This is a genomic window from Streptomyces sp. NPDC031497 (assembly GCF_055580905.1).
The window spans coordinates 172,071-198,960 of the sequence record NZ_JBVIKO010000008.1; the positions used below are offsets into that span (position 1 = coordinate 172,071).

Sequence of the window (26,890 nt, forward strand, 5' to 3'; positions counted from 1 at the left end):
GGCCCGGTGCCCCGCCCCGCGGCCGAGGACCCGCGTGCCGCCCGCACCCGGGCGCGGCTGCGGGCGGCCCTGCTGGCGGAGTGCGCGGAGCGGCCGCTGGCGGAGGTGGGGGTGGCCGCGCTGGTCCGCCGCGCCGGGGTGGGCCGGGCCACGTTCTACGTCCACTACGACGGCCTGGAGGCACTGGCGGTCGACACCTGCGCGGACGTCGTACGGGACGCCGTGGACGCGCTGCACGCCTGGCGGGGCCGGCCCGATCCGGTGCACGCGCCGCCGGCGCTGCTGGAGTTCTTCGCGGGGCTGGTTCCGCACACGGCCCTGTACCGGGAGCTGCTCACGCCGGGCGGCGGGGGCCCGCTGGGCCGGGTGCTGCACCGGGACCTGCGGGCCCGCAGCCTGGCCGAGCGCGAACTGGCCGGCGCGGCGGACGCCCCTCTGGTGGCCTCGGCGGTGGCCGCCACCTTCGCCGGGGTCCTGGCGGACTGGCTGCACGGCCTGCTGGACGCCGGCCCCGAGGAAGTGGCCGACCAGGTCTGGCAACTGCTGGTCGCCCTGCACATGAGCCGCTGAGCGGTCAGTCGCAGGCGAAGCCGCGCCGCTCCTTGGGCCAGGCCTCCACGCCGTGCGAGGTGCGGACGTACGCCGTGTCGCCGTCGTCCGTCAGCCACAGGCGCCAGTCACGGAGGCGGTACCCGGTGTCGTGCGCGTCGGCGGGCATCGTGGTGTCCCCGTCGTAGCGTCCGGCGAGTTCGGAGCCCTCGGTGAAAACGCCGTGCGGATCGCGGACGTAGGTCGTGCCGCCGAGCGTCAGGAAGTGTGCCGACTGCCAGCCGCAGTGCTCGGGGCCGGAGGAGCTGGTGATCTTCGAGACCGGTGCCCGGCGGCCGCCGGAGTCGGTCCAGATCTCGGGCCATCCCGGTCCCGACGTCACGCTCGCCGGGAGCTCGGAGGGATCGCAGGTGGCGTTGGTCTCCGGCCCCCAGCCGGGCCTGCCCTTCTGGTCCTTGGCGACGACGACGGCCACTTTCGTGCGCCCGCCGACGTCGTAGGAGTAGAGCACCCGGTCCGCTTCCCGGCGCTCCACACGGTAGCCGCTGCGCGGCACCTCCGGTTCGAACATGTCGAAGAAGAGCCGCAGACCCGCCTCGGGCGAGTCGCCGCCGTCGCCCTCGCTCCAGCCGTCGGGCCCGGTCCCCCAGTAGATCTCCCCGTCGCACTCCAGCGCGCGGCCGGCCGCGCCGGAGGCGGTGCGCATGGCCTGCGGGGTGCTCTCGTCGACCTCCTTCGTGGGGATGTCCAGCGGCCCGCGGTACGGCGTCGCAGGCGGCGTCCCCTCGACCACGAGGGCCGGCCCGCCCGCGCCGTCGCAGCCCACCGCCGCGGCCGCCACCAGTACCGTCGCCGCCAGCCCTCTGCGCATGCCCGCCCCCGCTGCTCGTCACCGTTGCCGTCCTTGGACGGCGGAGCGGGTCGGAACGTTCACGCTCGCCGGGAGCGAGCACTGGCACGATTCCATCGAAGGTTGGCCATCCTGCCATTTCCCGAGCGGGCGCATCCCGGCAGGCTGGGTGACCATGAGCAATGTGAACACGATGCGTGTGGTCAGTCAGGACGTCCTCGGCGGCCCCGAGGTACTCAAGGTGATCGAGGTGGCACGGCCGCAGCCGCGCGCCAACGAGGTACTGGTCCGGGTGCGGGCCGCCGGGCTCAACCCGACCGACTGGAAGCACCGGGAGACCGGTGGCTTTCTGGGCAAGCCGCCCTTCGTCCTCGGCTGGGACGTCTCCGGCACGGTCGAGGAGACCGGAATCGGTGTCGCCGCCTTCAAGCCCGGCGACGAGGTCTTCGGCATGGTGTCCTACCCGTACGGCCACGGCACGCACGCCGAGTACGCGATCGTCCCCGCCCGCGCGCTGGTGCCGAAGCCGGCCGGGGTCGACCACGTCCAGGCGGGCGCACTGCCGCTGGTGTCCCTGACGGCCTGGCAGGCGCTGGTGGAGAACGCCGACGTCCGGCCGGGGCAGCGGGTGCTGGTGCACGCGGCGGCCGGCGGGGTCGGGCATGTGGCGGTGCAGATCGCCAAGGCGCACGGCGCCTACGTGATCGGCACGGCGAGCGCCGCCAAGCACGACTTCCTGCGCGAGATCGGCGTGGACGAGCCGGTGGACTACCGGTCCGTGGATGTCACGCAGGCGGTACGGGACGTCGACGTCGTACTCGACACGATCGGTGGTGACACCTCCGTCGATTCGCTGCGGGTGCTGCGGCCGGGCGGAATCCTGGTGTCGATCCTGCCGGTGGGCTCCGCGGAGCTGTACGAGGAGGCCGAGCGGCTCGGGGTGCGGGCGGTGCGGATGCTGGTGGACGCCGACCGGGCCGGGATGCGGGCGGTCTCCGACCTGGTGACAGCGGGGAAGCTGCGCGCCACCGTCGCGGGGACTTTCCCGCTGGCCGATGCCGCCAAGGCGCATGAGCTGGGCGGCACCGGCCGGACCACGGGAAAGCTGGTCCTGGTGGTGGACTGACCCCAGGAGCCGCAGAGGCGGAGGTCCCGGAGGTCAGAAGGTGAGCACGGGCTTGATCGCCTTGCCCGTGCTCATGTCCCGCACCGCCCGGTCGATCTCGGCGAACGGGTAGGTGCTGATCAGCCGGTGCAGCGGGAGGCGCCCTTCCCTGACCAGCCGGACCAGGGCCGGGATGAAGGCCTGGGTCTCGCTGTCGCCGAGGGTCAGGCCGACGATCCGCTTGCCCGCCAGCAACCCGTTGACGTCCAGCGGGACTTCGGTGCCGAAGGGCGGGGCGCCGACGACGACCAGGGTGCCCCGGGCGGCCAGCGCGTCGACGCCCTGGCGGAGCACGGCGACGCTGCCGGTCGTCTCCACGATGCCGTCGGCGCCGTGGCCCCCGGAGAGGCGCCGGACGGCTTCCGGCACGCTCTCCCGGGTCGCGTCGACGGTGTGGGTGGCGCCCACCTCCCGTGCCAGTTCGAGGCGTTCGGCGATCCGGTCGACGGCTATGACCGTGGTGGCCGGGGTGAGCGCGGCCGCCATGACCGCCGACAGCCCCACCGCGCCGGCGCCGAGGACGACGATCGTGCTGCCGGTGGCCGGCTCCAGTACGTTCCACACGGCGCCGGCCCCGGTCTGCACCCCGCAGCCGAGCGGGGCGATCGTCTCCAGCGGGACCTCGGGGTCGACCTTGACCAGGCTGCGCTCGTCCACCAGCGCCCGTTCGGCGAAGGAGGACTGGCCGAAGAAGTGGCCGCCGAGCGGCTCGCCGTCGCGGACGAGGGTGCCGGTGCCGTCGGCACGGCGACCGCCGAGCAGGTTCAGCGGCAGCCAGGTGGCGCAGTAGGCGGGGTGGCCGCCGTGGCAGTTGCGGCAGTTGCCGCAGGAGGTGAAGGACAGCACGACATGGTCGCCGGGGGCCACGGCGGTGACGGCGGAGCCGACTGCCTCGACGACCCCGGCGCCCTCGTGGCCCAGGACCCCGGGCAGCGGGAACGGAAGGGCGCCGCTCGCCACGCTGAGGTCGGTGTGACACAGGCCGGTGGCCACCATACGGACGACCGCCTCGTACGGCCCCGGCTCGTCGAGTTCGACGTCGCTGAGGGTGAAGGGCGCACCGCCGGACTCGACCACGGCGGCTCGGGTGGTGATGGGCATCGTAGGGACTCCTGGTGGGCGGGGCTCAGTCGAGCGAGACGACGACGGACTTGACCTGGGTGTAGGCGGCGAGGGACTCGGGGCCGTACTCGCGGCCGAAGCCGGAGGCCTTGACACCGCCGAAGGGGACGGCGGGGTCGAGCATCGCCCAGTCGTTGATCCAGACGATCCCGGCCCGGAGGCGGGCGGCGACCCGGTGGGCGCGGGTGAGGTTGCCGGTCTGGATGCCCGAAGCCAGGCCGTACGGCGTGGAGTTGGCGAGGGCGACGGCCTCGTCCTCGGAGTCGAAGGGCTGCACGGTGAGGACGGGGCCGAAGATCTCGTCCTGGATCACCCGGGAGTCGTTCGGCAGGTCGGCTATGACGGTCGGCTTGTAGTAGAAGCCGCCGTTCAGGTCGAGGCGTTCACCACCGCAGACGATGCGGCCGCCCTCCTTGCGGGCGAGTTCGACGTACTCCTCGACCTTGCGCAGGTGCTTCTCGGCCGCCATCGGGCCCACCACGGTGGCCGGGTCGCGCGGGTCGCCGACCGGGACGCCGGGGACGGCCTCGGCGAGGATGCCGAGCAGGGTGGCGTAGACCGGGCGGGCGACCAGGAGCCGGGGGCCGCCCATGCAGAACTGGCCGGTGTTGAAGACGAAGGCCTTGATGACCGCGCCGACGGCCTTCTCCAGGTCGGCGTCCTCGAAGACCAGGTGGGCCGCGTTGCCGCCGAGTTCCATGGTGACCGGCTTGAGCGCCGCCCCGGCCGTGCTCGCCACGTGCCGGCCGATGGCCGTGGAACCGGTGAAGGCGACCTTGTCGACGCCCGGGTGGCGCAGCAGGGCCTCGCCCGCGACCGGTCCGGCGCCGGTGACGACGTTGACGACGCCGTCGGGGACGCCCGCCTGCCGGAACAGCCGGGCCATGTAGAGGGCGCTGAGCGGGGTCTCGTCGGCCGGCTTGTGGACGACCGTGTTGCCGGCCGCGAGGGCCGGGCCGATCTTCGAACCGGCCAGGATGAGGGGGAAGTTGAACGGGGTGATGGCGGCGACGACGCCGATCGCCTCGCGCCGGGTGTAGGCGAGGGCGTGCAACGGGGTGTCGCGGACGGCGCCGTCCAGGGAGTGGGCGAGGGCCGCGAAGTGCTCGTAGTCGTTGGCCGCGTTGGTGACGTCGACGGCCCCGGCCAGCGTGATCGGCTTGCCGACGTCCAGGCTCTCCAGGGCGGCGATGTCCTCGGCGTTCTCCCGGATCAGCTCGGCGATCCGGTGCAGCACCCGGCCGCGCTCCCGACCACTGAGCCCCGACCACTCCCCCGCGTCGAAGGCCTCCCGGGCGGCGCGCACGGCGGCGTCGACGTCATCGGCGCCCGCCTCCGCGACGGTGGTGATCACCTGGCCGGTGGCCGGGTCGTTCACCTCCGTGCGGGCGCCGTCGGCGGCTTCCCGCCACCGTCCGCCGATGAACAGCTGCCCCGGTCCGGTCTCGAAGGTGGTCGTCATTGCCCACTCCCCAGCGTCGATGGCGCGGCCCGCGTCGACCGTCTTGATCGCCAAGATTTCAACAAACAGGATTCCTGTTGGTTCAGCATCTGGTCCGCAGTCTGATTACAGACAGGATTCCTGTCAATGGTCTAGGGTGCACGCATGGTCGGTACACAGACACGCCCCTCGCTGCTGTACATGGTCAAGCAGCTGGAGCTCGCGGTGCGCTCACACCTCGACGAGCTGGTCAGGCCCGCCGGGATCACCGCGCTGCAGTACACGGCCCTGACCGTCCTGGAGCGCCATGACGGGCTCTCGGCCGCCCAGTTGGCGCGCGACTCGTTCGTCACCGCCCAGTCGATGGCCGACCTCGTACGGTCGCTGGAGAGCCGTGGGCTGATCCGGCGGGAGCGCAATCCGCGCAACCGGCGCGAGCTGCTGATCCTCCTCACGGACGCCGGGCGCGAGCTGCTCGCCGGGGTCGCCGGGCCGGTGCGGGAGCTGGAGGAGCGGATGGTCCGCGAGCTCACCGGGATCCAGGAGGAGCAGTTCCGCCAGGCGCTGGGCAAGACCTGGCACGCGCTTTCGTAGCGAGCGGCAACGCTCCGACGTGCCCATTTCCCGACTGTCGCGCACGCCACAGAAAATGGCGCACCCAAGCAGCAGACATATGTCAATCGAACATGCTCAAATTCCCTCCATCGAGGGTAACTTGCAAGGCGGGGAACGGAATTGGACCGGCTGGGGTGGGAGGTGATGCCGTCGTGCGCCAGGAACCCCGACAGGACCCCGCGCCGCTCACCCGGCACCTGCGCATCCACCAGGAACGCGGTTGCACGGTGCTGGAGTTCCGGGGCGAGATCGACATCGCGGCGGCGACCGAGATCGCGCCCTATCTGGACCGGGTGACCGCGCGGGAGAGCGCCCGGGTGGTGATCGACCTGCTGCACGTCGACTTCTTCGACTGCTCCGGGCTGCGGCTGCTGTACCGGGCGCGCGGCCGGGTGCTGGAGCGCGGCGGACAGCTCCAGCTGGTGTGCACACACCCGCTGACCGTGCGCGTGCTGAAGGTGACGGGCCTGTCGCAGCTGCTGCCGCCGCTGGCGACACTGGACGCGGCCCTCGGCCAGCCGGAGGCCACGTCCGGGTCGTTATGACGGCACATCAGACAGGGTGCCGTGGCGGCTACTTGAGGATTCTGGTCACCTGCCCGGCGCCGACCGTCCGGCCGCCCTCGCGGATCGCGAACTTCAGTCCCTCCTCCATCGCGATCGGCTGGATCAGCTGGACGTGCACGGTGGTGTTGTCGCCCGGCATCACCATCTCGGTGCCCGGCGGCAGGGTGACGACCCCGGTCACGTCGGTGGTACGGAAGTAGAACTGGGGCCGGTAGTTCTGGAAGAACGGGGTGTGCCGGCCGCCCTCGTCCTTGGAGAGGATGTACGCCCGGGCCTCGAACTCCGTGTGCGGGGTGACCGATCCGGGCCTGATGACGACCTGGCCGCGCTCGACGTCGTCGCGTTTCACCCCGCGCAGCAGCAGGCCGACGTTCTCGCCGGCCCGGCCCTCGTCGAGCAGCTTGCGGAACATCTCGACGCCGGTGACGGTGGACCTCGTCTTCTGCGGGTGGATGCCGATGATCTCGACCTCGCTGTTGACCCGCAGCACGCCGCGCTCGATCCGGCCGGTGACGACCGTGCCCCGGCCGGTGATGGTGAAGACGTCCTCGATCGGCATCAGGAACGGCCGGTCCACGTCCCGCACCGGCTCGGGCACGAACTCGTCGACAGCGTCGAGGAGTTCGAGCAGGGCCGCGGTCCATTCGGGGTCGCCCGCCAGGGCCCTGAGCGCGGAGACCCGGACGACCGGGACGTCGTCGCCGGGGAACTCGTACTCGGTGAGCAGCTCGCGCACCTCCAGCTCCACCAGTTCCAGGATCTCCTCGTCGTCGACCATGTCGGTCTTGTTGAGCGCGACGACGATGTAGGGCACGCCCACCTGCCGGGCCAGCAGGACGTGTTCCTTGGTCTGCGGCATCGGCCCGTCGGTGGCCGCGACCACCAGGATCGCCCCGTCCATCTGGGCCGCCCCGGTGATCATGTTCTTGATGTAGTCGGCGTGGCCCGGGCAGTCGACGTGCGCGTAGTGCCGGCGCTCGGTCTGGTACTCGACATGCGCGATGGAGATGGTGATGCCGCGCTGCCGCTCCTCGGGCGCCTTGTCGATCTGGTCGAACGGGGTGAACGGGTTGAGCTGGGGGAACTTGTCGTGCAGCACCTTGGTGATGGCCGCGGTGAGTGTCGTCTTGCCGTGGTCGATGTGCCCGATGGTGCCGATGTTCACATGGGGTTTCGTCCGCTCGAACCTGGCCTTCGCCACAGGGGGCCTCCCGTCCGCCTCGGTGGAGCCGAGCGCGGGCCGGCGCTACAACTCCTCCTTCCTGTCTAGACGTTGCGCGGCTCGTCGAACAGGGCGCTCACGGACTCACCGTTGTGAATACGGCGTACGGCCTCGGCCAGTGCCGGGGCGATGGACAGGATCCGCAGCTTGTCGGTGTGCTCCTCGACGGGTACCGGCACGGTGTTGGTGCACACGATCTCCAGCACGTCGGGCTGCTCGCTCAGCCGCTTGAGCGCCCCGGCCGCGAACAGGCCGTGCGTGCACGCGATCCGGATCGAGCGGGGCGGCCCCAACTCCCGCAGCCGCTCAAGGAGTTCGATCACCGTGCTGCCCTTGGCGATCTCGTCGTCGAGCACGATGACGTCCCGGTCGGCCACATCGCCGATGACGGAGCTGATGACGACCCGGTCGTCGGCGAACCGCTGCTTGGCGCCGGCCGCCACCTGGGCGCCGATCAGCCGGGCGAAGGCGGCGGCCTCCTTGGCGTTGCCGAGGTCGGGCGAGACGACGGTGGTGCCCGTCAGGTCGTACCGCCGGAAGTGCGCGGCCAGCTCCCGCAGCGCGTGCAGATGGTCGACCGGCACCGAGAAGAAGCCGTGCACCTGCGGCGCGTGCAAGGTCATGGCGAGGACCCGGCTCGCACCGGCGGCCACCAGCAGGTCGGCGACGAGGCGGCCGCCGAGCGAGATGCGCGGGGCGTCCTTCTTGTCGGAGCGGGCGTAGGAGTAGTGCGGCATGACGACGGTGATCCGGCCCGCGGAGGCACCGCGGGCCGCGTCGCACATCAGAAGCAGCTCCACCAGGTGCTCCTGCACCGGCCGGACCAGGGGCTGGATCAGGAAGACGTCCCGCTCCCGGCAGTTCGCCTGGAGCTGTACCTCCAGACAGTCGTTGGCGAACCGGCTGACCCGCGTCGGACTGAGCGGCACCCCGAGGTGCGCGCAGACCTCCTCGGCCAGCTCGGAATGGGCGCTGCCGCTGAAGACCGCGATGTCTCGCACGATCCGCTCCTCGCATGATCAATACGGGCTACGCGCTCATGCTACGGACCGTGGCGCTCTCACCAGGGCACGGGTGTGCCGTCCCAGGAGAAGAACCCTCCGGTCGGCCCGTCGTCGGGCAGCAGCGCCAGCCGTACGGCCCCTCGTGCCCCCTCGGCCGGATCGCCGCCCCCCGCGGCCGCCCCGGGGACCAGGTCGGTGGCCCGGCGCCCCGGGGCGAGGGCGTTCACCTTGATGCCGTCCTCGGCCAGCTCCTGGGCGTAGAACACGGTCAGCGCGTTGAGCGCGGCCTTCGAGGAACGGTAGGCGGCGGACCGGGGGCTGCCGTGGGCGAACTGCGGATTGGGGTGAGTGCTCCAGGTGAGGGACGCGGTGCCGCTGGAGACGTTCACGACGCGCGGGTGGGCGGAGCGGCGCAGGACCGGCAGGAAGGCGTTGGTGACCGCGACGACACCGAAGACGTTCGTCTCGTAGGTCCGCCGGAGGTCATCGACGCCGGTCTCGGCGGGCGGGCCGGTGACGGGCTGGACGCCTGCGTTGTTGACCAGGACGTCCAGGTGGTCGACGCGGGCGGCGGCGCGTTCGATGCTGCCGGGATCGGTGACGTCGAGGACCAGGAGCCGCGCGTCGCCGCCGATCTCCGCCGCGGCCCGCTCGCCGTGCTCGATGTCCCGGGAACCCACGTGGACGCTGAAGCCCGCCTCGACGAGGAGCCGGGCGACATGGAAGCCGATGCCCTTGTTGGCACCGGTGACGAGTGCTGTGCGATCGTTCATGACAGCCACGGTTCCCCAGCCGCGTCCGTCCTGCCAGGGACCACCTGTACCAGGCGGACCGGGGCGGCGGTATGGCGAGGCAGGAAGGGGCCCGCTTCCTGCGGGAGCGCCGGGCGGGACCGCGCCCGCAGACGGTGGGGCTCGCGCCGGGCACCGTCCCGCGCCGTACGCCCGGCCTGCGCCGCGAGGAGGTCGCGGAGCTGGCCCTCGACAGTGTCGCGCTGCGGGACCGTGTGCACGCGGTGGTGTTCGCCTTCGACCACGGCCTGGTCCGGCCCGGCGGACGGTGAGCCGTCGCTTTCCCGTCCGTTGGCTTTCGGGACTCACCAGGAGACGGGCAGCCGCCTCGGGCTACGGGTCATCTGGCCCTCGCGCCAGTCGATCGTCGTGGGGGTGAACTCGGCGCGCAGGCCCGGGAAGCGGACGGCGAGCCGGTGCAACGCGAGGGTGATCTCCAGGCGGGCCAGCCAGGCGCCCAGGCAGTGGTGGGGACCGGCGCCGAAGACGACGCTCGGCACGGGCAGGGGTGCGGTGAGGTCGGGCGGACCGGGCGGATGGACGTCCGGGTCGCGGCCCGCCGCGTTGGTCTGGACGGCGACGACACTGCCCGCCGGGATGGGGACGCCGCCGACCACGGCGTCCTCGACGGCCCTGCGCAGCAGCCCGGGCAGCACCCGGCCCTCACTGAGCGGCACGGTCCGCAGCAGCTGCTCGGCCGCCGTCGCCGCGGCCTCCTCGTCCACCGCGAGAGACGGCCAGTCGGCATGTCCGTCGGTGAGGAGGTAGACGACGATGTTGCCGAGCGCGGACATCGTGGTCTCGTGTCCGGCGACCACCAGACCGCAGACCAGCCGGACGAGCCGGCGTTCCCCGATGCCGAGCGCGTCTCCCGCCACGACCAGCCCGCTGACCAGGTCGTCACCGGGCCGGGCCCGCCGGCGTGCCACCAGTTGGGCCCCGAAGTCCGCGAACTCCCGCATGGCGCCCGCGACTTCCTCGGCGCTGTGCGCACCCCCGGACAGGGCGTGGTCGGCCCAGTGCCGGATGCGCTCGCGGTCGATGTGGTCGAGTCCCATCAGCCGGCAGATCACCGACACGGGGAGCCGCCGGGTGAACCCCTCGACGATGTCGGCGGGGCGTGGGGTGGCGGCGAGTTCGTCGAGGAGGGACTCGACCACCGACGCCACCCAGGGCCGCCAGCGGGCGACGGATCGCGGGGTGAACGCCCGCTGCACCGTGCCGCGCAGCCGCTGATGGCCCGGGCCGTCCTGGTTCACCAGCCCGTCGGGGTCGCTGAGCAGGTTCGGTACGACGAGCAGCGGCGGGGCGTCGTCGGCGTGCAGGGAACTGCGGTCGAAGCGCTGGTCCATGAGCACCTGACGAACGTCGTGGTACCGGGTCACGAGCCATACCGGGGTGCCGGTCGCCAGGGTGGTGAGCCGGGGCGGTCCGGACTCGGGATACGTCATACGGTGCATCGGACAAAGGGGCCGGGAAGTGCTTTCTGCGGTCATCCGGGGCTCCTGGCACGCCGACGGGAGGTCACTCCACGCTAAAGCGTGTACCAGTCCTGCGTCAGCTGTCTCAATCGGCCAACAACACGGTCTGGCAAGGCGTTCGGCGGGCATTCGTCTCCTTGGAAAGGAGGACCGTCACATGGCGAGTTCCACCAAGGAGAGCAAGGAGACCTCCGAGAAGGAGACTCCGGTCAAGGCCCGGCCCCGGCGCATGCCCGGTTGGGCGAAGCTTCTCACCGCGTTCGTGCTGGTGCTCGTGGTGCTGTTCGCCGGGATCAAGCTGGCGGTGCTACCGGGCATCAAGGACCTGTTCGGCACGGAGACCCGTGACAACACGGGCCCCGCGCTGCTCAAGTCCATCCAGGACATGAGCCGTTACGACGCGGCCTCGGGCAACTTCCAGGTCGTCGTGGACCTGGAGAAGGACGCCAAGTACCTGCCGAGCGCGATCCGCGGCACCCGCACCCTGTACGTCGGGGCGGGCAACGTCGATTCCTATGTCGACCTCGGGAAGATCGGCCAGAAGGACGTGACGGTCAACGACGACCGCACCGAGGCCACCATCCGGCTGCCGCACGCGCAGCTCGGCAAGGCCACCCTGGACGCCGACCACTCCTACGCCGTCTCCAAGCAGCGCGGTCTGCTGGACCGGCTGGGCGACCTGTTCTCGGACAACCCCAACAGCGAGCAGGCGGTGCAGAAGCTGGCCGTGAAGCACATCTCGGACGCGGCGAAGACCAGCGGTCTGACCACCCGGGCCGAGACCAACACCACCGACATGCTGGAGGGCCTGCTGCACTCCCTCGGCTTCACGGAGGTGCACGTGTCCTACGGCACGGTCTGATCGGGACCGTGTGACCGTCACCGTCCGATCGGCGCCGTCCGATCGGGACCGTGTGATCAGCCGCCCAGCACAGCGGGCAGGGCCAGCGCCCCGAGCGCCGCGGCGCCGACCAGCAGCCAGGCCACGTAGTCCCCGACGTGCCCGGACTGCAGGCGGCGCAGCGGCAGCGCCCAGCCCCGGGTGACCAGCAGGCCGGGGCGGGTGACCGCGAGAGCGGCCAGGCCGACGGCCAGAAGGGTGGAGAGGCAGCCCAGCAGGACCCCGGTCGCCGTCCAGTGGACGGCGACCGGGGTCCTGCCTTTGTCGACGGCCCTGGCCAGCGCCTCCGGAAGACGGGGGGCGAGGCCCACGGCGAGGGCGCCGGCCAGCAGTACGGCCGGGACGGCGGTCATCGTGCCCGGGATCCGCCCGAGCCGGCCCTCGGTCTCGGGCTCCTCGTCGTCCCCGGTGGTCTCGTACGCGTCGCCCCTGGGCGGCCGGTCCCCGAGGCCGAGGAAGACCCGGGCGGCGACCCGCAGCACCGCCCCCGCCGTCACCGCGGACACGACGACGTACAGCACGGTCAGCGGAATGCCCACCGCCTCCTCGGCGACCGACTTGCCGAGCGCGGTGCCGAACGGCGGCAGCCCCGCGAGGGCCAGCGCCCCGAGGGTGAACAGGACGCCGACCGTGCGCAGTTCCCGGGCCCGGCCGTGCAGCGCGCGTTCGTCGACGTTGCCGTAGCGGTCCAGGAGGATCCCCGCGCAGGCGAAGAGGGCGGCCTTCACCCCGGCGTGCCCGAGCAGGTACAGGGCGATCCCGGAGTCGCCCGCCGGGGTCAGGACGCCGAGGCCGACGAGGAACAGCCCGGTGTGGGCGATCGTGGAGTTGGCCAGCAGCCGCTTGATGTGCCGCTGGTGCCAGCACATGAACGCGCCCAGCACGGCCGTGAGCGTACCGAGGACGACCAGTGCCCGTTCCAGGTCGGCGGCCGGGATGCCGCCGGGTCCGGCGAAGACCGTGCCGTACACCCGCCATACGCCGTAGGCGCCGAGCTCGACCATGACTCCGGAGAGGAGCATGCAGACCGGTGTGGGGGCGACGGCGTGGGCGTCCGGGAGCCAGAAGTGGAAGGGCACGGCGGCCGCCTTGACCAGCAGTGCGGTGAGCACCAGCACGAAGGCGGCCAGGACCAGCGCGTCGGGGCGGCCGTGCGCGTCCAGACCGCGGCCGATCTTCGCCATGCCCAGTTCGCCGGTGCGGGCGTACAGCAGGGCGATACCCGTCAGCATGGCGTACGCGCCGAGGGAGTTGACCACGCCGAAGGTCAGGGCCCCCTGCACCGCCTTCGCCTCGTCGATGCGGTAGCCGGTCAGCGCGTAGGCGACGACGCTCATCAGCTCGAAGAAGACGAACGCGTTGAACAGGTCGCCCGCGAGCACGAAGCCGCACATCCCGGCCTGGAAGACCAGTATCAGCGCCGGGAAGGAGCCCGCGTGCCGGCGCAGCGGCTCCGCGAAGTAGTGCCAGGAGTAGACCAGCGCGGCCAGGGTCAGCAGCGAGGCGAGGGCGGCCATGCCGAGCGCGGGGCCGTCCCCGGTCAGCACGATCCCGACGCTCTCCCCGCCGACCGGCCGCCAGCCGCCGACCCACTCGACCAGCGGGGGCGAGGAGTTGAGCAGCAGGATCAGCGCGAGGGCGCAGGTGCCCGCGCACACCGCGCAGGCGAAGCTCTCGGCGATGACCCGGTGCAGCCGGCGGCCACCGGCCACCAGAAGGGTGGCGCCGAGCAGCGGGACGGCCACGAGCAGCGGCAGCAGGTGGTGCATCAGCCGCGCAGCTCCGTCAGTTCGTCCGGATCGACCGTGCCGTGCCGCTTGGCGATCTGCAGGACCAGCGCGAGCAGCAGCGCGGTGACGGTCGCGCCGACGACCACGTCGGTCAGGGCGAGGGCCTGCATCACCGGGTCGACCAGCGGCCGGGTGCCGGGCCTGAGATCGGAGAAGACGGGTGCGGTGCCGCCGTCGCGGTAGCCGACCGCGAGCAGCAGGACGTACGTCGACGACTGGACGACGGCCAGGCAGCCGACCGCGTGGATCAGGTTCCGGCTGGTGGCAAGGCCGTAACAGCCCGCCAGGAAGATCCAGACGGCGACCAGATAGGGGAATACGTGCATCATCGGCGGCTCAACTCCCGTTCTCGTCCTCGATCTCCACGGCCTGGTCGAGGAAGCTGGCGAGCAGGACGACGACCGCGCTCGCCACCTCCATGCCGATGGCCGCGTTCAGCAGGGGGACCAGGCCGCCGGAGGACAGCGTGTTGAACGTCCCGTACGGCAGCAGTGTGTTGGCGAGGAACGCGGTGCCGGCCAGCAGTCCGGAGAGGCCCAGCACCAGGTAGGCGCAGGCGGCCAGGGAGTCGGCGACCTCGAAGACACCGATCGGGCGCACCCGTTCCAGGGCGTGGTAGTCGGCGCCGAGGTACAGCAGGTGCAGTGCCGTCGCGGCGACGACCCCGCCCTGGAAGCCGCCGCCGGGGCTGAGCTGGCCGTGCGCGATGACGTACAGGCCGGTGACCAGGGCGACGGGGAGCACCAGCAGGGCGTACCGGCGGACGGGCCGGGCGACCTCGGCGGGCCGTGGACGGGCCCGGTGCTCGTCGCGGGTCTGACGCAGCAGCACCACACAGCCGAGGACGGCGGCGAAGAGGATGCTCATCTCGCCGAGGGTGTCGTAGGCGCGCTGGTCGAAGTTGACGGACGAGATGACGTTGGCGGTGCGCCGGGCCAGCGCGGCACGGACGGCCCGGTCGCCGTACGGGTGGCTGCGGCCACCGAAGGACGGCAGGTCGAGGCAGGCGGCGACCAGCAGGGCGGCGAGGCCCGCGCCGCCGACGGCCAGCAGCCACAGCCGCAGGCGCCGGGTCACCTGTCGTCCGCCTTTCCGCGCCGCTTCACCTTGCGGACCGCCAGCATGATCAGCAACGGGGTGAGCGCGGAGCCGACGGCGAGCTGGGAGAGGCCGACGTCGGGGGCCTGGAGCACCGTGAACAGGGCGCCGAGGAACAGCCCGAGGAGGGACAGCACCAGGGCCTGACGGGCCGGGTCGCGGGTCGCCACGGCCGCGGTCGCCGAGGCGGCCGTCAGCAGCAGCGCGACGACGATCACCGCGTCAGCCACCGCGCACCCCCCGGAACCCGCCGGACAGCGCCCGTGAGGCGACCACGTTCCCGCCGATCAGCAGCGCCCCGGTCACCAGCAGTTTCACCGTCGCCCGACCCGGTCCGGTCACCGCGCAGAGCACCAGCACGACCACCGCGCCGACCGCGGCCGCCGTCCAGGTCAGGCCCCAGGCGGCGGGCCGTTCGTCCGCCAGGTCGTCGGCGAGCAGCCGGGCGAAGACCAGGGTGCCGACCGGGCCCAGCAGCGCGAGGAGCAGTGCGAGATCGACGTAGGACGTACGGCCGTAGCCCTGGGCGAGCAGCAGCAGGCTGGGGCAGACCGCGGAGGTGGCGAGGTTCTGGCCGACCACGCGGCGGCCGAGCGGTCCGGTGGCGACCGCCCACAGGGCGGTGCCCGCTCCCCCCGCCAGCAGCACGGTCGCGGCCAGGATCCAGCCGTTCACCGCCAGGTCACCGCCCGTCGGCCGGCCCGGGCCGCGAGGGCGCCGACCGCCGCCGCGCTCGCGCCGACGATCCGCTCCAGGGTGTCGACGGTGCCGATGAACACCAGCCAGAGCAAGGCCAGTCCGGCCCACCAGGCCAGGAACTCGGCCGCGGCGACGAGCGCCGTACGTCCGGTCATACGCCGCCTCCTTGGGTCGCCTTGCGGCGCTATGCCCGTTTCGCCGCCTCCGGCATCCAAGCACCGCGTCCGTCATGGGGAGCGGCGGCACGCGGTAACGGGTCCGGAGTGCCCGGGAAGCGTGGACGGAAACCTCGGGTGCGCTCCGGCCGCCGCCGTCGTCGCGGGCATCTCCGGGCGGTTCCTGGGTAACTGGGTCAGCACGCCGGACTGTTGACAAGTGGAGGACCTCATGGCCAGTGCCGCCTCGCGTCTGCGCACGACCAGGGCCGAGAAGAACGACGGGACGAACACGGGCAAGGCCACCGGAAAACAGGCCGGGGTACTGACCAAGGTCGCCCGCGCCGTCGGCGTTCGCCGCACCGAGCCGGACGCCCCCACGAAGGCCGGCACCGGAAAGGCGGGCGGCACCGGGAAGAAGGGCCGCGTCGGCAAGGCGGGCCGTAGCGGCGGGACAAGCGGCGCGGGGAAGGCCGGCGGTACCGGCAGGACGAGCCGCACCGCCAGGGCCACCGGCGCCGAACGCCGTCCGCTCCCGCTGCCGTTGCGGATACTGGCCATGCTGCTCGCGTTCGCGGTGATGGTGGCGTTCGCCGTCGTGCTGGCCCGGCTGACGCTGGATCCGTCCCCGGCGTCCGTGTCGATCGCGCACACCAATCTGCATCCCGGCCGCTCCCTCAAGATCTATCTGGACCAGCCCGCCCTGCGGGACGCGGTCAAGCAGATCGGCGGGAACATCGCGCTCGGCATCCCGTTCGGGATCATCGTGCCGGTCCTCGTGCCGCGCGCCCGGGGCTTTTTCGGGGTGCTGCTGCTCACCGCGTTCGTGATGCTGATGGTCGAGACGGCTCAGGGCCTGCTGGTCGAAGGACGCGCCTTCGACGTGGACGATGTCATCCTCAACACCTCGGGCGCGCTGATCGGCTGGGTTCTGCTGGGCCGGCGGCTCGGCCGGGCGGTCCACGCGCGCAAGCCGAAGAAGGCGCAGGCGTGACCCACCCGGGAACGCACCGCGCGGGAGCCCGGGAAGGGGCCCGGGAGGGAGCCCGGGAAGGGGCCCGGGAAGGGGCCCGGGAGGGTCGTCCCCCGATCGTCCGACACTGGTCCGTACCAAAGTATTGACGCACCACTTATCTCATCTCTTAAATCAAGAGGCGACGCCTTCACCCCCCACCCCGGCCGGCTGCCTTCCCGCACCCGGCCGCCGTACGGAAGGACGAGCCGTGGCCTCCCCACGCCTTATCCGCAGATGCCTGTTCGCCGCCCTGTCCGCCGCGCTGGTCGGATCCGTCGCGGTCGGTCCCGCGCACCGGGCCGAAGCCGCCGACGCCGGCGCCGCCGCCGTGACCTTCTCCGACACCTTCGACGGAGCCGCCGGTTCGGCGGTCAACTCCTCGAAGTGGACCCTGGAGACCGGCGACAACGTCAACAACCACGAACGGGAGTACTACACCTCCGGCACCAACAACGCGGCTCTCGACGGCCAGGGCCACCTGGTCATCACGGCCAAGAAGGAGAACCCCGCCAACTACCAGTGCTGGTACGGCACCTGTCAGTACACCTCGGCCCGGATGAACACCTCCGGCAAGTTCAGCGCCCAGTACGGGCATGTCGAGGCCCGGATGAAGATCCCGCGCGGGCAGGGCATGTGGCCGGCGTTCTGGATGCTCGGCACCGACATCGGGTCGGTCGGCTGGCCGAACTCCGGTGAGATCGACGTGATGGAGAACGTCGGTTTCGAGCCTTCGACCATACACGGCACCATCCACGGCCCCGGCTACTCGGGCTCGGCCGGGATAGGCGCCGGCTACACACTGCCGAACGGCCAGGCCTTCGCGGACGCCTTCCACACCTTCGCGGTCGACTGGGCGCCCAACTCGATCACCTGGTCGGTCGACGGGATCGCCTACCAGACCCGCACCCCCGCCGACGTGGGCGGCAACACCTGGGCGTTCAACAAGCCGTTCTTCCTGATCCTGAACCTGGCCGTCGGCGGCTACTGGCCGGGCGACCCCAACAGCTCCACGGCGTTCCCGGCGCAGCTGGTCGTGGACTCGGTGTCGGTGACGACGAGTGACACCGCGGCCGGCGTCGCGATCAAGGGCCTGGCCGGCAAGTGCGTGGACGTGGCGGGGGCGAACTCCGCGAACGGCACCCCCGTCCAGCTCTACGACTGCAACGGCAGCGCCGCGCAGCAGTGGACGGTGGGCAGCGACGGCACCATCCGCGCGCTCGGCAAGTGCCTGGACGTCACCAGCGGCGGCACGGCGGACGGCACGACCGTCCAGCTCTACGACTGCAACGGCAGCGCGGCCCAGAAGTGGGCCGTCTCCGCGGCGAAGGACATCGTGAACCCGCAGGCGAACAAGTGCCTGGACGTCACCGGCAACAACTCGGCCAACGGCACCCGGCTGCAGATCTGGACCTGCTCGGGCGGCGCCAACCAGAAGTGGACCGTCGGCTGAGAGCTGGCCAGCTGTCCAGGGCCTGTCGTTCGGATCAGGTATGGGACAGCGGCGAGGCTGATCAGCGCCGGTGAGCGGGGTCTGGTGCGTGCGGCTGCACGGCGGAGGAGCGAGTCGACGCGATGCGTCGGCGAGTGACGACAACGCCGCGGACCCGCGTGCCGGACCCGCGTGCCGGACCCCGCGTCTGCGACCTGGTCCGAACGACAGGCCCTAGTGGCGGGGTATCCAGGTGAACTTGTCCCCGCCCACCCAGCAGACCACGGCCGGGTCGTCCAGGTCGTGGACCGTGATCCCGTGGGTCGCGGCGACCGCCAGCACCTCGGTGATGTCCCTCGCCTCACCGACCACCTCACCGTCGATCTCCACGATGCGGAAGGGCGGGGTGCCCGGCTTGCCGGTCATGACCCCGAGCACCAGGATCCGCGGCTGGGAGATGAACGGGCTCGCTATCTCGGTCATGCAATCGAGGGTAGATCTCCCCGGACGGAAGTGACTTGCCCGAGTCACCCTGACGGTCGAGCCGGCCGTGGAACCCGTCCAGGCGCCGGAACGGTCCCTGGCGCCCCCCTGCCGGGCGCGCGCCGGCCGCGGCGCCGCACGGGCCCTGGCCGCCCCGCCCGCCGGTGAGACCGCCGAGCGGGCCGGGCCCGGCGCCCTCGCATCACCGCGGGGCGCGGACCCGAGGGCGGCCAGGTGGTCCGGGAAGGTCCGGGAATCACCCCTCGGAGATTTGCCCGGATATTTGCGCATGCTTGGTGAACATTCGGGCGAATCTGCCGCGGAAGGCGGCTCGGATCGAGAAGGCGGGCCGCAACACGACCACCCTCGGCCATGAGGAGGCGGCGCCCACGGACCACTCGCCCCGGATCACGGCGGCCCACGGGCCGCCCCCGGAGCGGTCGCGCGGAGCGGTCACCGCCGACCGGGCCGTCGCCGTCGCCGCCGAACGCGCCTGCCTGAGCGCCTTCTTCGGCCTTCACCTGCGCGACCGGGACGATCGCCTGTCGTCCCGCCGTCCGCAGGCTGCCGGCCTGGCCCGGAGGCGGGTGACGCGTGTCACTCACGGGACCGGAACAGTCCGGGGTGGTTGTCCGTTGAAGCAACCGTGGGTGCGGATGGGACAGTGTCCCCGGGCCTCACCTTTTGCCCACAGGGACGATCGTTCGGCTGAAGCCCTGTGGAGCCTTTCGCCGAGAGGCGACCGCCATCCGTGCCCACCACCTGGCCGCCCCGGCCGCGAATCCCCCGTCGCGGCTGGGGCTTTCCGCTGTTCGGGGGCTGTTCACCGGCCCCGGGATCCCGGCTTGACTTCGAGCGCACTCCAATTCGTAGCGTTCAAGTCATGAGCACTACGACTCCTCAGCACAAGATCGGTTCCGGATTCGGCGCGGACAGCACGGCCGACGACGTCCTGGCGGGCCTCGACCTCGACGGCCGGCTCGCGATCGTCACCGGCGGCTACTCCGGACTCGGCCTGGAGACCACCAGGGCGCTGACCAAGGCGGGCGCCCACGTCGTGGTCCCCGCGCGGCGCGCCGAGGCCGCCCGGGAGGCGCTGGCCGGCCTGGACGCGGTCGAGGTGGACGAGCTGGACCTCGGCGATCTGGACAGCGTGCGCGGCTTCGCCGAACGGTTCCTGGCTTCCGGCCGGACCGTCGACTTCGTGATCGACAACGCGGGCATCATGGCCTGTCCCGAGACCCGGGTCGGGCCTGGCTGGGAGGCCCAGTTCGCCACCAACCACCTCGGGCACTTCGCGCTGGTCAACCGGCTCTGGCCGGCCCTCGAACCGGGCGGCGCGCGGGTCGTGTCGGTCTCCTCGCGCGCCCACCACTTCGCCGGGATGCGCTGGGACGACGTCCAGTGGCGGCACGGCTACGACAAGTGGCAGGCGTACGGCCAGGCGAAAACCGCCAACGTGCTGTTCGCCGTGCACCTCGACCGGCTCGGCCAGGACTCCGGCGTGCGCGCCTTCGCCCTGCACCCCGGCGGCATCATGACCCCGCTCCAGCGGCACATCCCCCGCGAGGAGATGATCGAGCGCGGCTGGATCGACGAGCAGGGCACCCCGCTGAACCCGCAGGGCTTCAAGACGCCCGCGCAGGGTGCGGCCACCCAGACCTGGGCGGCCACCTCTCCGCAGCTCGCGGAGATGGGCGGGGTCTACCTGGAGGACTGCGACATCGCCGAGCCCGCCGTGGAAGGCGAGCCGACCGGCGTCAAGGACTGGGCGATCGACCCGGACCAGGCCGCCCGCCTGTGGGACCTGTCGGCGGAGCTGACGGGCGTGAACGCGTTCGCCTGACACCCGTCGCCACGCTCCCGGCGTCGACGGACTCCGGGACATGCGGTCAGCTGCCCCGCGCGGGACTCGACCGGGCCGTGTGCCGCGCTCAGGCCGACGGTTCCTCCGGCAGGGGCTCCTCGGGGTTCACCACCCCCGGGCGCGGCGCGCCCCGGAGTCCCGTCCCGGCCTCGTCGATGTCGGGGAGGCCGGCGTCGTCGTGGGCGTCCGGCTCACTGCCCTCGGCCGCGTCCCACGGGTCACGGCCTTCGGTCCGGGCCTGCTGGTCCGGCATGTCCCGGGGTACGGGCCCACTGTCCTGCTGGTCACCCACGGCTGCTCCCCTCACACGTCACATCGGTCCGGGCACTACACGGGTACCTCGCCCGTGCGCCGTGAAACCGGGGGCGGCTCAGCGCGGGGTCCGCTCCTCCAGTGCCGTGCGCCAGGCGGGCAGGCGGTCCTCGGGCGCCGGTTCCGCGCGGCGTCCGCCGCGGCTGAAGAAGTCGGCGAGGGGCAGGATCGCGGCCCCGACGGTGACCGCGTCCGGGCCCAGCCGACCGAGGTCGATGGTGACCTGCTCGGCGGGGTGGCGCAGCGCGTACGTGGTCGCGTACCGGCGTACGGCGGGCAGGAAGCGGGCGCCGAGCTGGAGGCCGGCCCAGCCGCCGATCAGGATCCGCTCGGGCTGGAAGAGGTTGATCAGGTCGGAGAGGCCCGCGCCCAGGTACTCGGCGGTCTCCTCCAGGACGGCGAGCGCCACCGGGTCGGGTTCGGTGCCCTCGGGCGGGTAGGCGGCGGCGAGCATCGCGGTGAGCGCGGTCTCCTCGTCGGTGCCCTCGGCCGGCCGGCCGCCCTCCTCCCGCCAGCGGGCCAGCAGCGACTCGGCGCCGGCGTACGCCTCCAGGCAGCCGAGCGCACCGCAGCGGCAGCGGCGGCCCCGCACCCGTACCGTCAGATGGCCCCACTCGACGGCCCGGCCGTGCTCCACCTCGGCGGTGACCAGGCAGGCGCCGACGCCGGAGCCGAACAGCACCACGACCGCGTTGTCCGCGCCGCGCCCGGCGCCGAACCACATCTCGGCCTGACCCAGGGTCTTGGCGCCGTTGTCGATGAAGTACCGCACGGATTCGGGGAGTTGGCAGCCGGTGCGGAGCAGCTCCTCCAGCGGGACGGCGTCCCAGCCGATGGTCTGGCCGTGCACCAGGGCACCGCGGTCGGCGGTGTGCTCGACGATGCCGGGGACGCCGACACCGACGCCGAGCAGCAGCTCGGGCGAGGCCCCGTCGGTCGCGAGGACCTCCGCGATGCCGTCCCGGATGTGGCCGACGATCACTTCGACGTCGTAGCCCTGCTGCTCCAGCGGACGCTCGACGCGGGCGAGTTCGGTGAGCGTGAGGTCGAACAGCTCGACCCGGACCCGGGTCTCGCCGACGTCGACACCGATCATGTGACCGCTGTGCGGGGCGACACGCAGCAGGGTGCGGGGGCGGCCGCCGTCGGAGTCGACGCTGCCGGCCTCCTCGACCAGGCCGTCGGCGACCAGGTCGGCGACCACGTTGCTCACCGAGCCGGAGCTCAGGCCGGTGGCCGGGCCCAGCTCGAAGCGGCTGAGGGGGCCGTCGAAATAGAGCCGCTGGAGCACGGCCGTGCGGTTGGCCCTCCTGAGGTCGCGTACCGTGCGCCCGTTCCGCCCCGCCATGTGGCTCCCTTCACAAACCCTGCCCGACCTGCAACATACTCCTTCGGGCAGCGGGAAGCGATATTTTCCCAACCCTTAGTTCACGCTGTGAGTGAAGGGTACCGCGAGTAGCCGCGAGGACCGAGTGCGCCCCTCACGGGGCGCCACGGGTGAGGGCGTCGATCAGTTGGCCGCGTATACATCCTCCACATAACGGCCTTCCGACACCAGGGAGTCCAGCCATTCTTCGGCGTTCCCGCCGGTCGTCCGTTCCCGGTACAGGGTGCGGAACGCCTCCCGGACGCCGGGTGCCATCCTGCTGCCGTCCCCGCAGACGTACACCCGGGCACCCGCGGCCAGCAGTGCCCAGATCTCGTCGGCCTCGGCGGCGATGCGGTGCTGGACGAAGGTGCCCGCCGTGCTGAAGGCCGGGCGCAGCGACACGGCTCCGGCGGTCTCGGCGCCCCGGAGTTCCTCGGCGTGCAGGAAGTCGGCGTCGGCGGCGTCGCAGCCGAAGTAGCAGAGGGCGGGCGGAAGTTCGGCGCCCGCCGCGAGCGCGGCCGTACGGTCGGCGACGGCGCCCCGGAAGGGGGCCAGGCCCGTGCCCGCGGCGATCATGACGACCGGTGCGTCGGCGTCGACCCGGAAGGCCTCCCGGCAGGGCTGGACGCGTGCGTACAGCGTGTCGCCGGGGCGCAGCGCCGCGAGGTGGCCGGAGCCGGTGCCTCGGTAGGTGCCCTTGCCAGAGCGGGCGGGGGCCTCCAGGAGGGAGACCATCAGGTCGGCGTGGCGGGGGTCGGTGGCGGGCGACGAGGAGATCGAGTAGTGGCGCGGCTTCAGCGGGGTCAGGAGGTCGAGCAGCCGGGGCCAGTCGAGGGCGCCGCGCAGCGCCGGGTGGTCCTCGACGATCTCGACGAGGGTGCGCGGGTCGTCGCCCAGCGCGGCGAGCGCGGCCTTCTCCGGCGGGCAGGGGTTGGCGTCGGAGAGGAGGGACAGTTGGTGGGTGGTCGGGCGTTCCTGCAACTCGACGTGGTGGGTGAGGAGTTGGCGCACCGTCAGCGGTCGGTCGACCGCGAGGCCGTCGCGGCGCGGGCGAGTGGCGCGGATGTCGAGGACGGTGTCGAGGTCGATGCCGAGGGCGGTGGCCGCCCGGGTGACGAGTTCCGGGGCGTTGGCGGGGAGCACGGTCAGGTGGTCGGCGGTGCGGTAGGTGACGCCGTCCGGCAGGGCGACACGCAGGAAGCGCTTGGTGCGGGGGTGACCGGGGGCGGTGAGGTCACGGGCCTCGGTGACCGTCATGGGGACGAGCCGGTGGCGCTCGGCGAGGGCGTCGAGGGGGCCGCCGGTCAGGGCGCGGACCTCGTAGGCGGCGGTGGGCTCCGGTCCGGCCGGGGTGGCGTCCGGGTCGCCGTAGTGCTGGAGGAGGGCGGTGCGCAGCCGGGCGGTGAACGCGCGGACGGTGCCGGTCAGGTCGCCGGAGGCGTCGGCGGCGGCCCGGTCGGCGAGACGGGTGGCGCCGAGTTCGGTGAGGCGGGCGTCGATCCGGGTCGGGAAGTGCTGGTAGGTGGCGGCCCAGTTGCGGTCGCCGACGCCGAGTACGGCGTAGGTCACCCCGGTGAGGTCGGGGTCGCCGTCGAGCCAGGCGGCGAAGGCGGTGGCGTCGTCGGTGGGGCGGCCGTTGTAGGAGGCGGCGGTGATGACGACGGGCCGGTCGGTGGGCAGTGCGCCGGCGTAGGCGTCCAGGGCGGCCACCTCGGCGTCGCAGCCGAGGCCGGTCGCCTCGTCGGCGAGCTGGGCGGCGAAGCCGCGGCAGGTGCCGTAGTTGCTGCCGTGCAGGAGGAGGGCGCCGGTGCCGGTGCGGACCCGGGCCGGGAGAGCGGCCGTCTCGTGCGGGTCGTGGACGACCGCGGGCGCGGCCCCCGGGAGCGGCTGGTGGACGCGGTCGGCGGGGGTGCGCGGGGTGAGGGTCAGGGTGAAGCCCTCGGGCTTGAGGGTGAGGGTCTCCTTGACGGTGAGCGGGTAGTCCGCGTGGTCGTGCGGCCGGTAGCGGTGCACCAGCATGGCCAGCAGCATGGTCGCCTCGTGAAGGGCGAACTGCCGTCCGATGCAGGCGCGTTCGCCGGTCCCGAAGGGCTTGAAGGCGTGCACCGGGCGGGCCGCCTCGGCCTGCGGGGTGAACCGGGAGGGGTCGAACAGCTCGGGGTTGTCGCCCCAGACCGGCTGGCGGTGCAGCATCGGGGCGAGCACGGTGACGGACTGGCCGGCCCGCAGCGGGACCCGGCCGCCGAGCAGGGTGTCGTCGAGGGCGTGCCGGCTGAACGCGGCCGCGGTGGGCCACAGCCGCAGTGCCTCGTTGAGCACCTGCCGGGTGTACGTCAGGCGGCCGACCTCGTCGTACGTCGGCTCCGGGTCGGGTGTGTCGCCCCACAGGGCGTCCGCCTCGCGCTGCGCCAGCCGGAGCGCGGTGGGGTGCTTGGCCAGGTAGTACAGGGCGAAGGACATCGCGCCGGAGGTGGTCTCGTGGCCCGCGATCAGGAAGGTGATGACCTGGTTGCGGATGTTGGCCGCATCCAGGGTGGTGCCGTCGTCCGGGTGCGGGCGGAGAGCATCAGGCCGAGCAGGTCCTCGGCTCCGCTCTGGTCGGTGCCGGTGCGGGAGGCGATGACGTCGTCGACGACCTGGGCGAGGTAGTCGGCGTCGTCGCGGAAGGCCGCGTCGGCCGCCGAGTGGTCGGTACCGGGCGTGCGGGCCAGGCGGGTCATGCTCCACTCCAGGCAGCGGACCATGGACTCGACGAAGGGGTGGGGGTCGGTGCGTTCGAAGGAGCCGAAGTCGTAGCCGAAGCCGGCCAGGCCGATGGTGTCGAGGGTCATCCGGGTCATGTCGTCCGGGACGTCGACCGGCCTGCCGTCCCGTGCGGCCCGGTCCCAGGCCTCGATGAGCCGGCGGGCGACCTTGAGCATCACCGGGTGGTAGGTGTGCATCGAGCCGAGGGCGAAGGCGGGCATGAGGATGTCGTGCGCCTTGGCCCAGTTGGGCTCGTCGTTGTACGCGGTGAACAGTCCGTCGGCGGCGAAGGCCCGGACGTTCTCCAGGGCGGGCCCGACGTGCTTGGCGAACCGCTGCTCGTCGGCGAGGTCGGCCACCAGGTCGGCGTCGGCGACGAACAGGGTGTCCCGTCCGTGCAGCCGTCGTACGAGGACCGGGCCGTGTTCCCGCATCAGGTTCATGACCTGCTGGATCGGGGTGCGGCCGGGTCCGGTGGCGGTGATGTCGACGACGGGGACGCCGTGCAGGGTGTCTGCGGGGTGGGGGTGCGGCGCGGTGGGGGGCATGGCGCGACAACTGCCTTTCGCGGTAAGGAAGTCCTGCGATCAAGCGTGGTCCTCCGGGGGTGCGGCACGGCGCCCCCGCACTACACGATCGTGCAGTCGAAAGTGCGCGCCGGCTCTTGCGCCGTGCCGCCAAGTTGCCTCTGACCTGCGTGGTCGCCTTGGATGGAGGACGGAGGCACGGAGGTGGGCGTGGAGGCGGGCCGACTCGATGGTGTGGTGTGGCGCAACCGTGCCCTGACGCTCTTCGACCGGGTGGCGGTGCCGGTCGCGGTGTGCGACGTGTACGGGCTGGTGTTGGTGGCCAATCCGGCGATGGCCGCCGAGTGCGGTACGACCCCGGGACGGCTGCGCGGCCGGGAGGTGCTGGAGCTGTTCCGCCCGCAGGAGGAGGCGCAGGTGGAGCGGATCGCCGAGGCGCTGCGGCTGCGGCACCGGTCGCGCTACCAGGTGTCGGTACGGTGGCGGGCGCCCGGCGGGGGTGAGCGGTACGGGGAGCTGACGGCGGACCCGGTCAGCGAGGCCGTGGGCGAGACGCCGTCGCTGCTGGTGATGTTGCGGATGGACGGCGAGCGCGAGGCGCCCGCGGCGGAGCCGGTCAAGGTCACCCCGGTCGAGGGGCGGGTGCTTGCCCTGCTGGCCGGGGGCGCCAGCACCGCCCAGGCCGCCCGCGACCTGGGCCTCACCAAGGACGGCGTCACCTACCATCTGCGCCGCCTGTCGGCCCGCTGGTCCGCGGCCAACCGCACCGAACTGGTCGCCCGCGCCTACGCCTTGGGTGTACTTGCACCCGGTACCTGGCCACCCGAGCCGGCGGAGTAGGCCGTACCCGCGCCTTCCGGGGCGCCGAAGCGGGCGAGGGTGTGCCAGACCATCTTGAGGTCCTGGATCGCGTACCGCCCGGTGCGGGCCGCCTCCCCGATGATCCGGGGGTCCACGACGCCTTTCTCGGCGATCAGGGCACCGAGTTCGGCGTACTGCGGGCCCCGGTAGTCGGCGTGGCGGCGCAGGTCGGGGACGGTGAGCCGGTAGCCGGGGTGCCAGTCGACCGGGAAGGGCAGCCGACGGGCCGCCGTTTCGACGGGGGTGCCCTGGTAGCAGGCGTCCAGGACGAGGGCCGCCACGTCCCGGTCGAGCCGTACACCGCCGTGCACCTGTGTCTCGATGTAGTCGTTGAGGGCGTCCTGCTCGTCGGCCTCGGCGAGGGCGAGCAGGTGTGTTCCGGCGGCGACGCCGAAGTCCGTCGGCTCGGCCGCGCTGTCGGGGTAGCAGAAGGTCGCGCGGTGCAGTGCCGGTCCGGTCAGCCGCAGGTGCGAGGAACCGAACCGGGGGGCCGCGCCGACCACTTGGCGGCGGAAGTTCAGCGCCCCGTACACCGGTCGTTCGGCCGGGGCCGCGTCGTCGTAGGTCCCGCCGAAGATCCGGCTCTCCCAGCGCCGGCGGTCGCCTCCGGGGTGCGCGGTGAGCCCGCCGTTGCTGGTGCCGGTGACGAACTGTGAGTGGTAGGCACCGTCCCGGGCCAGCGCCTCCAGGATCGGCAGCCCGGCCGACACCCGGTCGGGGTGGAAGTTCAGGGTGATGGGCAGACCGGGGTCGAGGGCCGGGCCCGAGGACAGCGCGGCCACATGGCGCAGCGCCGCCGCGGCTCGCGCCGTCCCGATGTCGGTGAGTTCCAT

Annotated in this window: 26 protein-coding genes and 2 pseudogenes; 10 read left to right on the top strand and 18 right to left on the bottom strand. The window is 72.4% G+C overall.

From position 1 onward, the window contains the following. The first annotated feature begins 6 nt into the window (after positions 1–6). Positions 7–570, top strand: a complete 564-nt coding sequence (locus tag ACZ5K7_RS18770; protein WP_351697105.1) for a TetR/AcrR family transcriptional regulator — start codon at positions 7–9, stop codon at positions 568–570. Between the two features lie 4 nt (positions 571–574). Here the strand turns inward: ACZ5K7_RS18770 and ACZ5K7_RS18775 are convergent, their stop codons facing one another. Further along, positions 575–1,420 (bottom strand): hypothetical protein, encoded by an 846-nt coding sequence (locus tag ACZ5K7_RS18775; protein WP_468914651.1) that lies wholly within the window; start codon positions 1,418–1,420, stop codon positions 575–577. 154 nt (positions 1,421–1,574) lie between these two features. Between ACZ5K7_RS18775 and ACZ5K7_RS18780 the strand changes: the two genes are divergently transcribed. Then, positions 1,575–2,525, top strand: a complete 951-nt coding sequence (locus ACZ5K7_RS18780; RefSeq protein WP_468914652.1) for an NADP-dependent oxidoreductase — start codon at positions 1,575–1,577, stop codon at positions 2,523–2,525. 33 nt (positions 2,526–2,558) lie between these two features. Here the strand turns inward: ACZ5K7_RS18780 and ACZ5K7_RS18785 are convergent, their stop codons facing one another. Both ACZ5K7_RS18785 and ACZ5K7_RS18790 read right to left on the bottom strand, forming a co-directional pair. After that, positions 2,559–3,665 (bottom strand): NAD(P)-dependent alcohol dehydrogenase, encoded by a 1,107-nt coding sequence (locus ACZ5K7_RS18785; RefSeq protein WP_468914653.1) that lies wholly within the window; start codon positions 3,663–3,665, stop codon positions 2,559–2,561. 25 nt (positions 3,666–3,690) lie between these two features. Continuing rightward, a complete protein-coding gene (locus ACZ5K7_RS18790; RefSeq protein ID WP_468914655.1) occupies positions 3,691–5,148 on the bottom strand; it encodes an aldehyde dehydrogenase family protein in 1,458 nt (485 codons plus the stop codon). A gap of 144 nt (positions 5,149–5,292) precedes the next feature. Here ACZ5K7_RS18790 and ACZ5K7_RS18795 point away from each other — a divergent pair, with 144 nt between their 5' ends. Beyond that, positions 5,293–5,721, top strand: coding sequence for a MarR family winged helix-turn-helix transcriptional regulator (locus ACZ5K7_RS18795; protein ID WP_468914656.1), 429 nt, complete (start codon positions 5,293–5,295; stop codon positions 5,719–5,721). A gap of 173 nt (positions 5,722–5,894) precedes the next feature. Beyond that, the gene (locus tag ACZ5K7_RS18800; protein ID WP_468914658.1) at positions 5,895–6,287 is read left to right on the top strand and encodes an anti-sigma factor antagonist; all 393 of its coding nucleotides are present in this window, start codon (positions 5,895–5,897) and stop codon (positions 6,285–6,287) included. A 28-nt stretch (positions 6,288–6,315) separates the two neighbouring features. Here ACZ5K7_RS18800 and tuf read toward each other — a convergent pair whose 3' ends face one another. From tuf to ACZ5K7_RS18815, 3 genes are all read right to left on the bottom strand, one after another. Continuing rightward, complete coding sequence (gene tuf, locus ACZ5K7_RS18805) at positions 6,316–7,509, bottom strand: elongation factor Tu (protein ID WP_468914660.1); 1,194 nt, start codon at positions 7,507–7,509, stop codon at positions 6,316–6,318. A 65-nt stretch (positions 7,510–7,574) separates the two neighbouring features. Beyond that, complete coding sequence (locus tag ACZ5K7_RS18810; RefSeq protein ID WP_468914662.1) at positions 7,575–8,531, bottom strand: ribose-phosphate diphosphokinase; 957 nt, start codon at positions 8,529–8,531, stop codon at positions 7,575–7,577. A 59-nt stretch (positions 8,532–8,590) separates the two neighbouring features. Beyond that, entirely contained in the window at positions 8,591–9,307 is a 717-nt protein-coding gene (locus ACZ5K7_RS18815; protein WP_468914664.1) for an SDR family oxidoreductase, read from the bottom strand. Positions 9,308–9,378: 71 nt separating this feature from the next. On the opposite strand from ACZ5K7_RS18815, the pseudogene ACZ5K7_RS18820 reads away from it, so the two are divergent. Beyond that, a pseudogene (locus tag ACZ5K7_RS18820) lies at positions 9,379–9,525 on the top strand (transcriptional regulator); the annotation flags it as partial. A 105-nt stretch (positions 9,526–9,630) separates the two neighbouring features. Here the strand turns inward: ACZ5K7_RS18820 and ACZ5K7_RS18825 are convergent. Continuing rightward, positions 9,631–10,821, bottom strand: a complete 1,191-nt coding sequence (locus ACZ5K7_RS18825) for a cytochrome P450 (RefSeq protein WP_351697210.1) — start codon at positions 10,819–10,821, stop codon at positions 9,631–9,633. 214 nt (positions 10,822–11,035) lie between these two features. Between ACZ5K7_RS18825 and ACZ5K7_RS18830 the strand changes: the two genes are divergently transcribed. Further along, on the top strand, positions 11,036–11,668 hold the full coding sequence (locus tag ACZ5K7_RS18830) for a DUF4230 domain-containing protein (protein ID WP_351697272.1): 633 nt from the start codon (positions 11,036–11,038) through the stop codon (positions 11,666–11,668). A gap of 56 nt (positions 11,669–11,724) precedes the next feature. Here the strand turns inward: ACZ5K7_RS18830 and ACZ5K7_RS18835 are convergent, their stop codons facing one another. Genes ACZ5K7_RS18835 through ACZ5K7_RS18860 form a run of 6 tightly spaced genes read right to left on the bottom strand, consistent with a single transcriptional unit; the run spans position 11,725 to position 15,449 of the window. Then, positions 11,725–13,476, bottom strand: coding sequence for a complex I subunit 5 family protein (locus ACZ5K7_RS18835; RefSeq protein ID WP_468914666.1), 1,752 nt, complete (start codon positions 13,474–13,476; stop codon positions 11,725–11,727). Further along, positions 13,476–13,826: a sodium:proton antiporter gene (locus tag ACZ5K7_RS18840; protein ID WP_351713968.1), complete on the bottom strand. Its 351-nt coding sequence runs from the start codon at positions 13,824–13,826 to the stop codon at positions 13,476–13,478. The genes ACZ5K7_RS18835 and ACZ5K7_RS18840 overlap by 1 nt, the downstream gene beginning before the upstream one ends. A 7-nt stretch (positions 13,827–13,833) precedes the next feature. After that, positions 13,834–14,574, bottom strand: a complete 741-nt coding sequence (gene mbhE / locus ACZ5K7_RS18845) for a hydrogen gas-evolving membrane-bound hydrogenase subunit E (protein ID WP_468914668.1) — start codon at positions 14,572–14,574, stop codon at positions 13,834–13,836. Next, complete coding sequence (locus tag ACZ5K7_RS18850; protein ID WP_351713964.1) at positions 14,571–14,825, bottom strand: Na(+)/H(+) antiporter subunit B; 255 nt, start codon at positions 14,823–14,825, stop codon at positions 14,571–14,573. The genes mbhE and ACZ5K7_RS18850 overlap by 4 nt, the downstream gene beginning before the upstream one ends. Further along, positions 14,818–15,270 carry an MrpF/PhaF family protein gene (locus ACZ5K7_RS18855; RefSeq protein WP_468914670.1) on the bottom strand — a complete coding sequence of 151 codons (453 nt, stop codon included), beginning with the start codon at positions 15,268–15,270 and terminating at the stop codon, positions 14,818–14,820. The genes ACZ5K7_RS18850 and ACZ5K7_RS18855 overlap by 8 nt, the downstream gene beginning before the upstream one ends. Then, a complete protein-coding gene (locus tag ACZ5K7_RS18860; RefSeq protein ID WP_351713960.1) occupies positions 15,267–15,449 on the bottom strand; it encodes a hypothetical protein in 183 nt (60 codons plus the stop codon). Before ACZ5K7_RS18860 ends, ACZ5K7_RS18855 begins: the two co-directional genes overlap by 4 nt. A 325-nt stretch (positions 15,450–15,774) precedes the next feature. Between ACZ5K7_RS18860 and ACZ5K7_RS18865 the strand changes: the two genes are divergently transcribed. Then, a complete protein-coding gene (locus tag ACZ5K7_RS18865; protein ID WP_468914939.1) occupies positions 15,775–16,443 on the top strand; it encodes a VanZ family protein in 669 nt (222 codons plus the stop codon). A 229-nt stretch (positions 16,444–16,672) separates the two neighbouring features. Then, the gene (locus ACZ5K7_RS18870; RefSeq protein ID WP_351713958.1) at positions 16,673–17,914 is read left to right on the top strand and encodes a ricin-type beta-trefoil lectin domain protein; all 1,242 of its coding nucleotides are present in this window, start codon (positions 16,673–16,675) and stop codon (positions 17,912–17,914) included. A 213-nt stretch (positions 17,915–18,127) separates the two neighbouring features. Here the strand turns inward: ACZ5K7_RS18870 and ACZ5K7_RS18875 are convergent, their stop codons facing one another. Beyond that, the gene (locus ACZ5K7_RS18875) at positions 18,128–18,376 is read right to left on the bottom strand and encodes a hypothetical protein (RefSeq protein WP_351703860.1); all 249 of its coding nucleotides are present in this window, start codon (positions 18,374–18,376) and stop codon (positions 18,128–18,130) included. 883 nt (positions 18,377–19,259) lie between these two features. Here ACZ5K7_RS18875 and ACZ5K7_RS18880 point away from each other — a divergent pair. Further along, positions 19,260–20,222, top strand: coding sequence for an SDR family NAD(P)-dependent oxidoreductase (locus ACZ5K7_RS18880; protein ID WP_468914673.1), 963 nt, complete (start codon positions 19,260–19,262; stop codon positions 20,220–20,222). A gap of 88 nt (positions 20,223–20,310) precedes the next feature. On the opposite strand, the gene ACZ5K7_RS18885 is transcribed toward ACZ5K7_RS18880, so the two are convergent. From ACZ5K7_RS18885 to ACZ5K7_RS18895, 3 genes and pseudogenes are all read right to left on the bottom strand, one after another. Continuing rightward, a complete protein-coding gene (locus ACZ5K7_RS18885) occupies positions 20,311–20,535 on the bottom strand; it encodes a hypothetical protein (RefSeq protein ID WP_468914674.1) in 225 nt (74 codons plus the stop codon). 78 nt (positions 20,536–20,613) lie between these two features. Then, positions 20,614–21,903, bottom strand: coding sequence for an ROK family protein (locus ACZ5K7_RS18890; protein ID WP_468914676.1), 1,290 nt, complete (start codon positions 21,901–21,903; stop codon positions 20,614–20,616). Positions 21,904–22,065: 162 nt separating this feature from the next. Beyond that, positions 22,066–25,217 (bottom strand): annotated as a pseudogene (locus ACZ5K7_RS18895) (cytochrome P450). A gap of 162 nt (positions 25,218–25,379) precedes the next feature. Between ACZ5K7_RS18895 and ACZ5K7_RS18900 the strand changes: the two are divergent. Beyond that, positions 25,380–26,036 carry a helix-turn-helix transcriptional regulator gene (locus ACZ5K7_RS18900; RefSeq protein ID WP_468914678.1) on the top strand — a complete coding sequence of 219 codons (657 nt, stop codon included), beginning with the start codon at positions 25,380–25,382 and terminating at the stop codon, positions 26,034–26,036. Here the strand turns inward: ACZ5K7_RS18900 and ACZ5K7_RS18905 are convergent. Next, positions 25,982–26,890 carry a DUF3626 domain-containing protein gene (locus ACZ5K7_RS18905; RefSeq protein WP_468914679.1) on the bottom strand — a complete coding sequence of 303 codons (909 nt, stop codon included), beginning with the start codon at positions 26,888–26,890 and terminating at the stop codon, positions 25,982–25,984. The two genes, ACZ5K7_RS18900 and ACZ5K7_RS18905, sit on opposite strands and share 55 nt — an antisense overlap.

Coding starts and splice junctions, on each gene's coding strand:
- ACZ5K7_RS18775 (WP_468914651.1), bottom strand. CDS start 1,420: ATGCGCAGAGGGCTGGCGGCGACGGTACTGGTGGCGGCCGCGGCGGTG.
- ACZ5K7_RS18780 (WP_468914652.1), top strand. CDS start 1,575: ATGAGCAATGTGAACACGATGCGTGTGGTCAGTCAGGACGTCCTCGGC.
- ACZ5K7_RS18785 (WP_468914653.1), bottom strand. CDS start 3,665: ATGCCCATCACCACCCGAGCCGCCGTGGTCGAGTCCGGCGGTGCGCCC.
- ACZ5K7_RS18790 (WP_468914655.1), bottom strand. CDS start 5,148: ATGACGACCACCTTCGAGACCGGACCGGGGCAGCTGTTCATCGGCGGA.
- ACZ5K7_RS18795 (WP_468914656.1), top strand. CDS start 5,293: ATGGTCGGTACACAGACACGCCCCTCGCTGCTGTACATGGTCAAGCAG.
- ACZ5K7_RS18815 (WP_468914664.1), bottom strand. CDS start 9,307: ATGAACGATCGCACAGCACTCGTCACCGGTGCCAACAAGGGCATCGGC.
- ACZ5K7_RS18825 (WP_351697210.1), bottom strand. CDS start 10,821: ATGACCGCAGAAAGCACTTCCCGGCCCCTTTGTCCGATGCACCGTATG.
- ACZ5K7_RS18830 (WP_351697272.1), top strand. CDS start 11,036: ATGCCCGGTTGGGCGAAGCTTCTCACCGCGTTCGTGCTGGTGCTCGTG.
- ACZ5K7_RS18835 (WP_468914666.1), bottom strand. CDS start 13,476: ATGCACCACCTGCTGCCGCTGCTCGTGGCCGTCCCGCTGCTCGGCGCC.
- ACZ5K7_RS18840 (WP_351713968.1), bottom strand. CDS start 13,826: ATGATGCACGTATTCCCCTATCTGGTCGCCGTCTGGATCTTCCTGGCG.
- ACZ5K7_RS18860 (WP_351713960.1), bottom strand. CDS start 15,449: ATGACCGGACGTACGGCGCTCGTCGCCGCGGCCGAGTTCCTGGCCTGG.
- ACZ5K7_RS18875 (WP_351703860.1), bottom strand. CDS start 18,376: ATGACCGAGATAGCGAGCCCGTTCATCTCCCAGCCGCGGATCCTGGTG.
- ACZ5K7_RS18880 (WP_468914673.1), top strand. CDS start 19,260: ATGAGCACTACGACTCCTCAGCACAAGATCGGTTCCGGATTCGGCGCG.
- ACZ5K7_RS18890 (WP_468914676.1), bottom strand. CDS start 21,903: ATGGCGGGGCGGAACGGGCGCACGGTACGCGACCTCAGGAGGGCCAAC.
- ACZ5K7_RS18900 (WP_468914678.1), top strand. CDS start 25,380: ATGGAGGACGGAGGCACGGAGGTGGGCGTGGAGGCGGGCCGACTCGAT.
- ACZ5K7_RS18905 (WP_468914679.1), bottom strand. CDS start 26,890: ATGGAACTCACCGACATCGGGACGGCGCGAGCCGCGGCGGCGCTGCGC.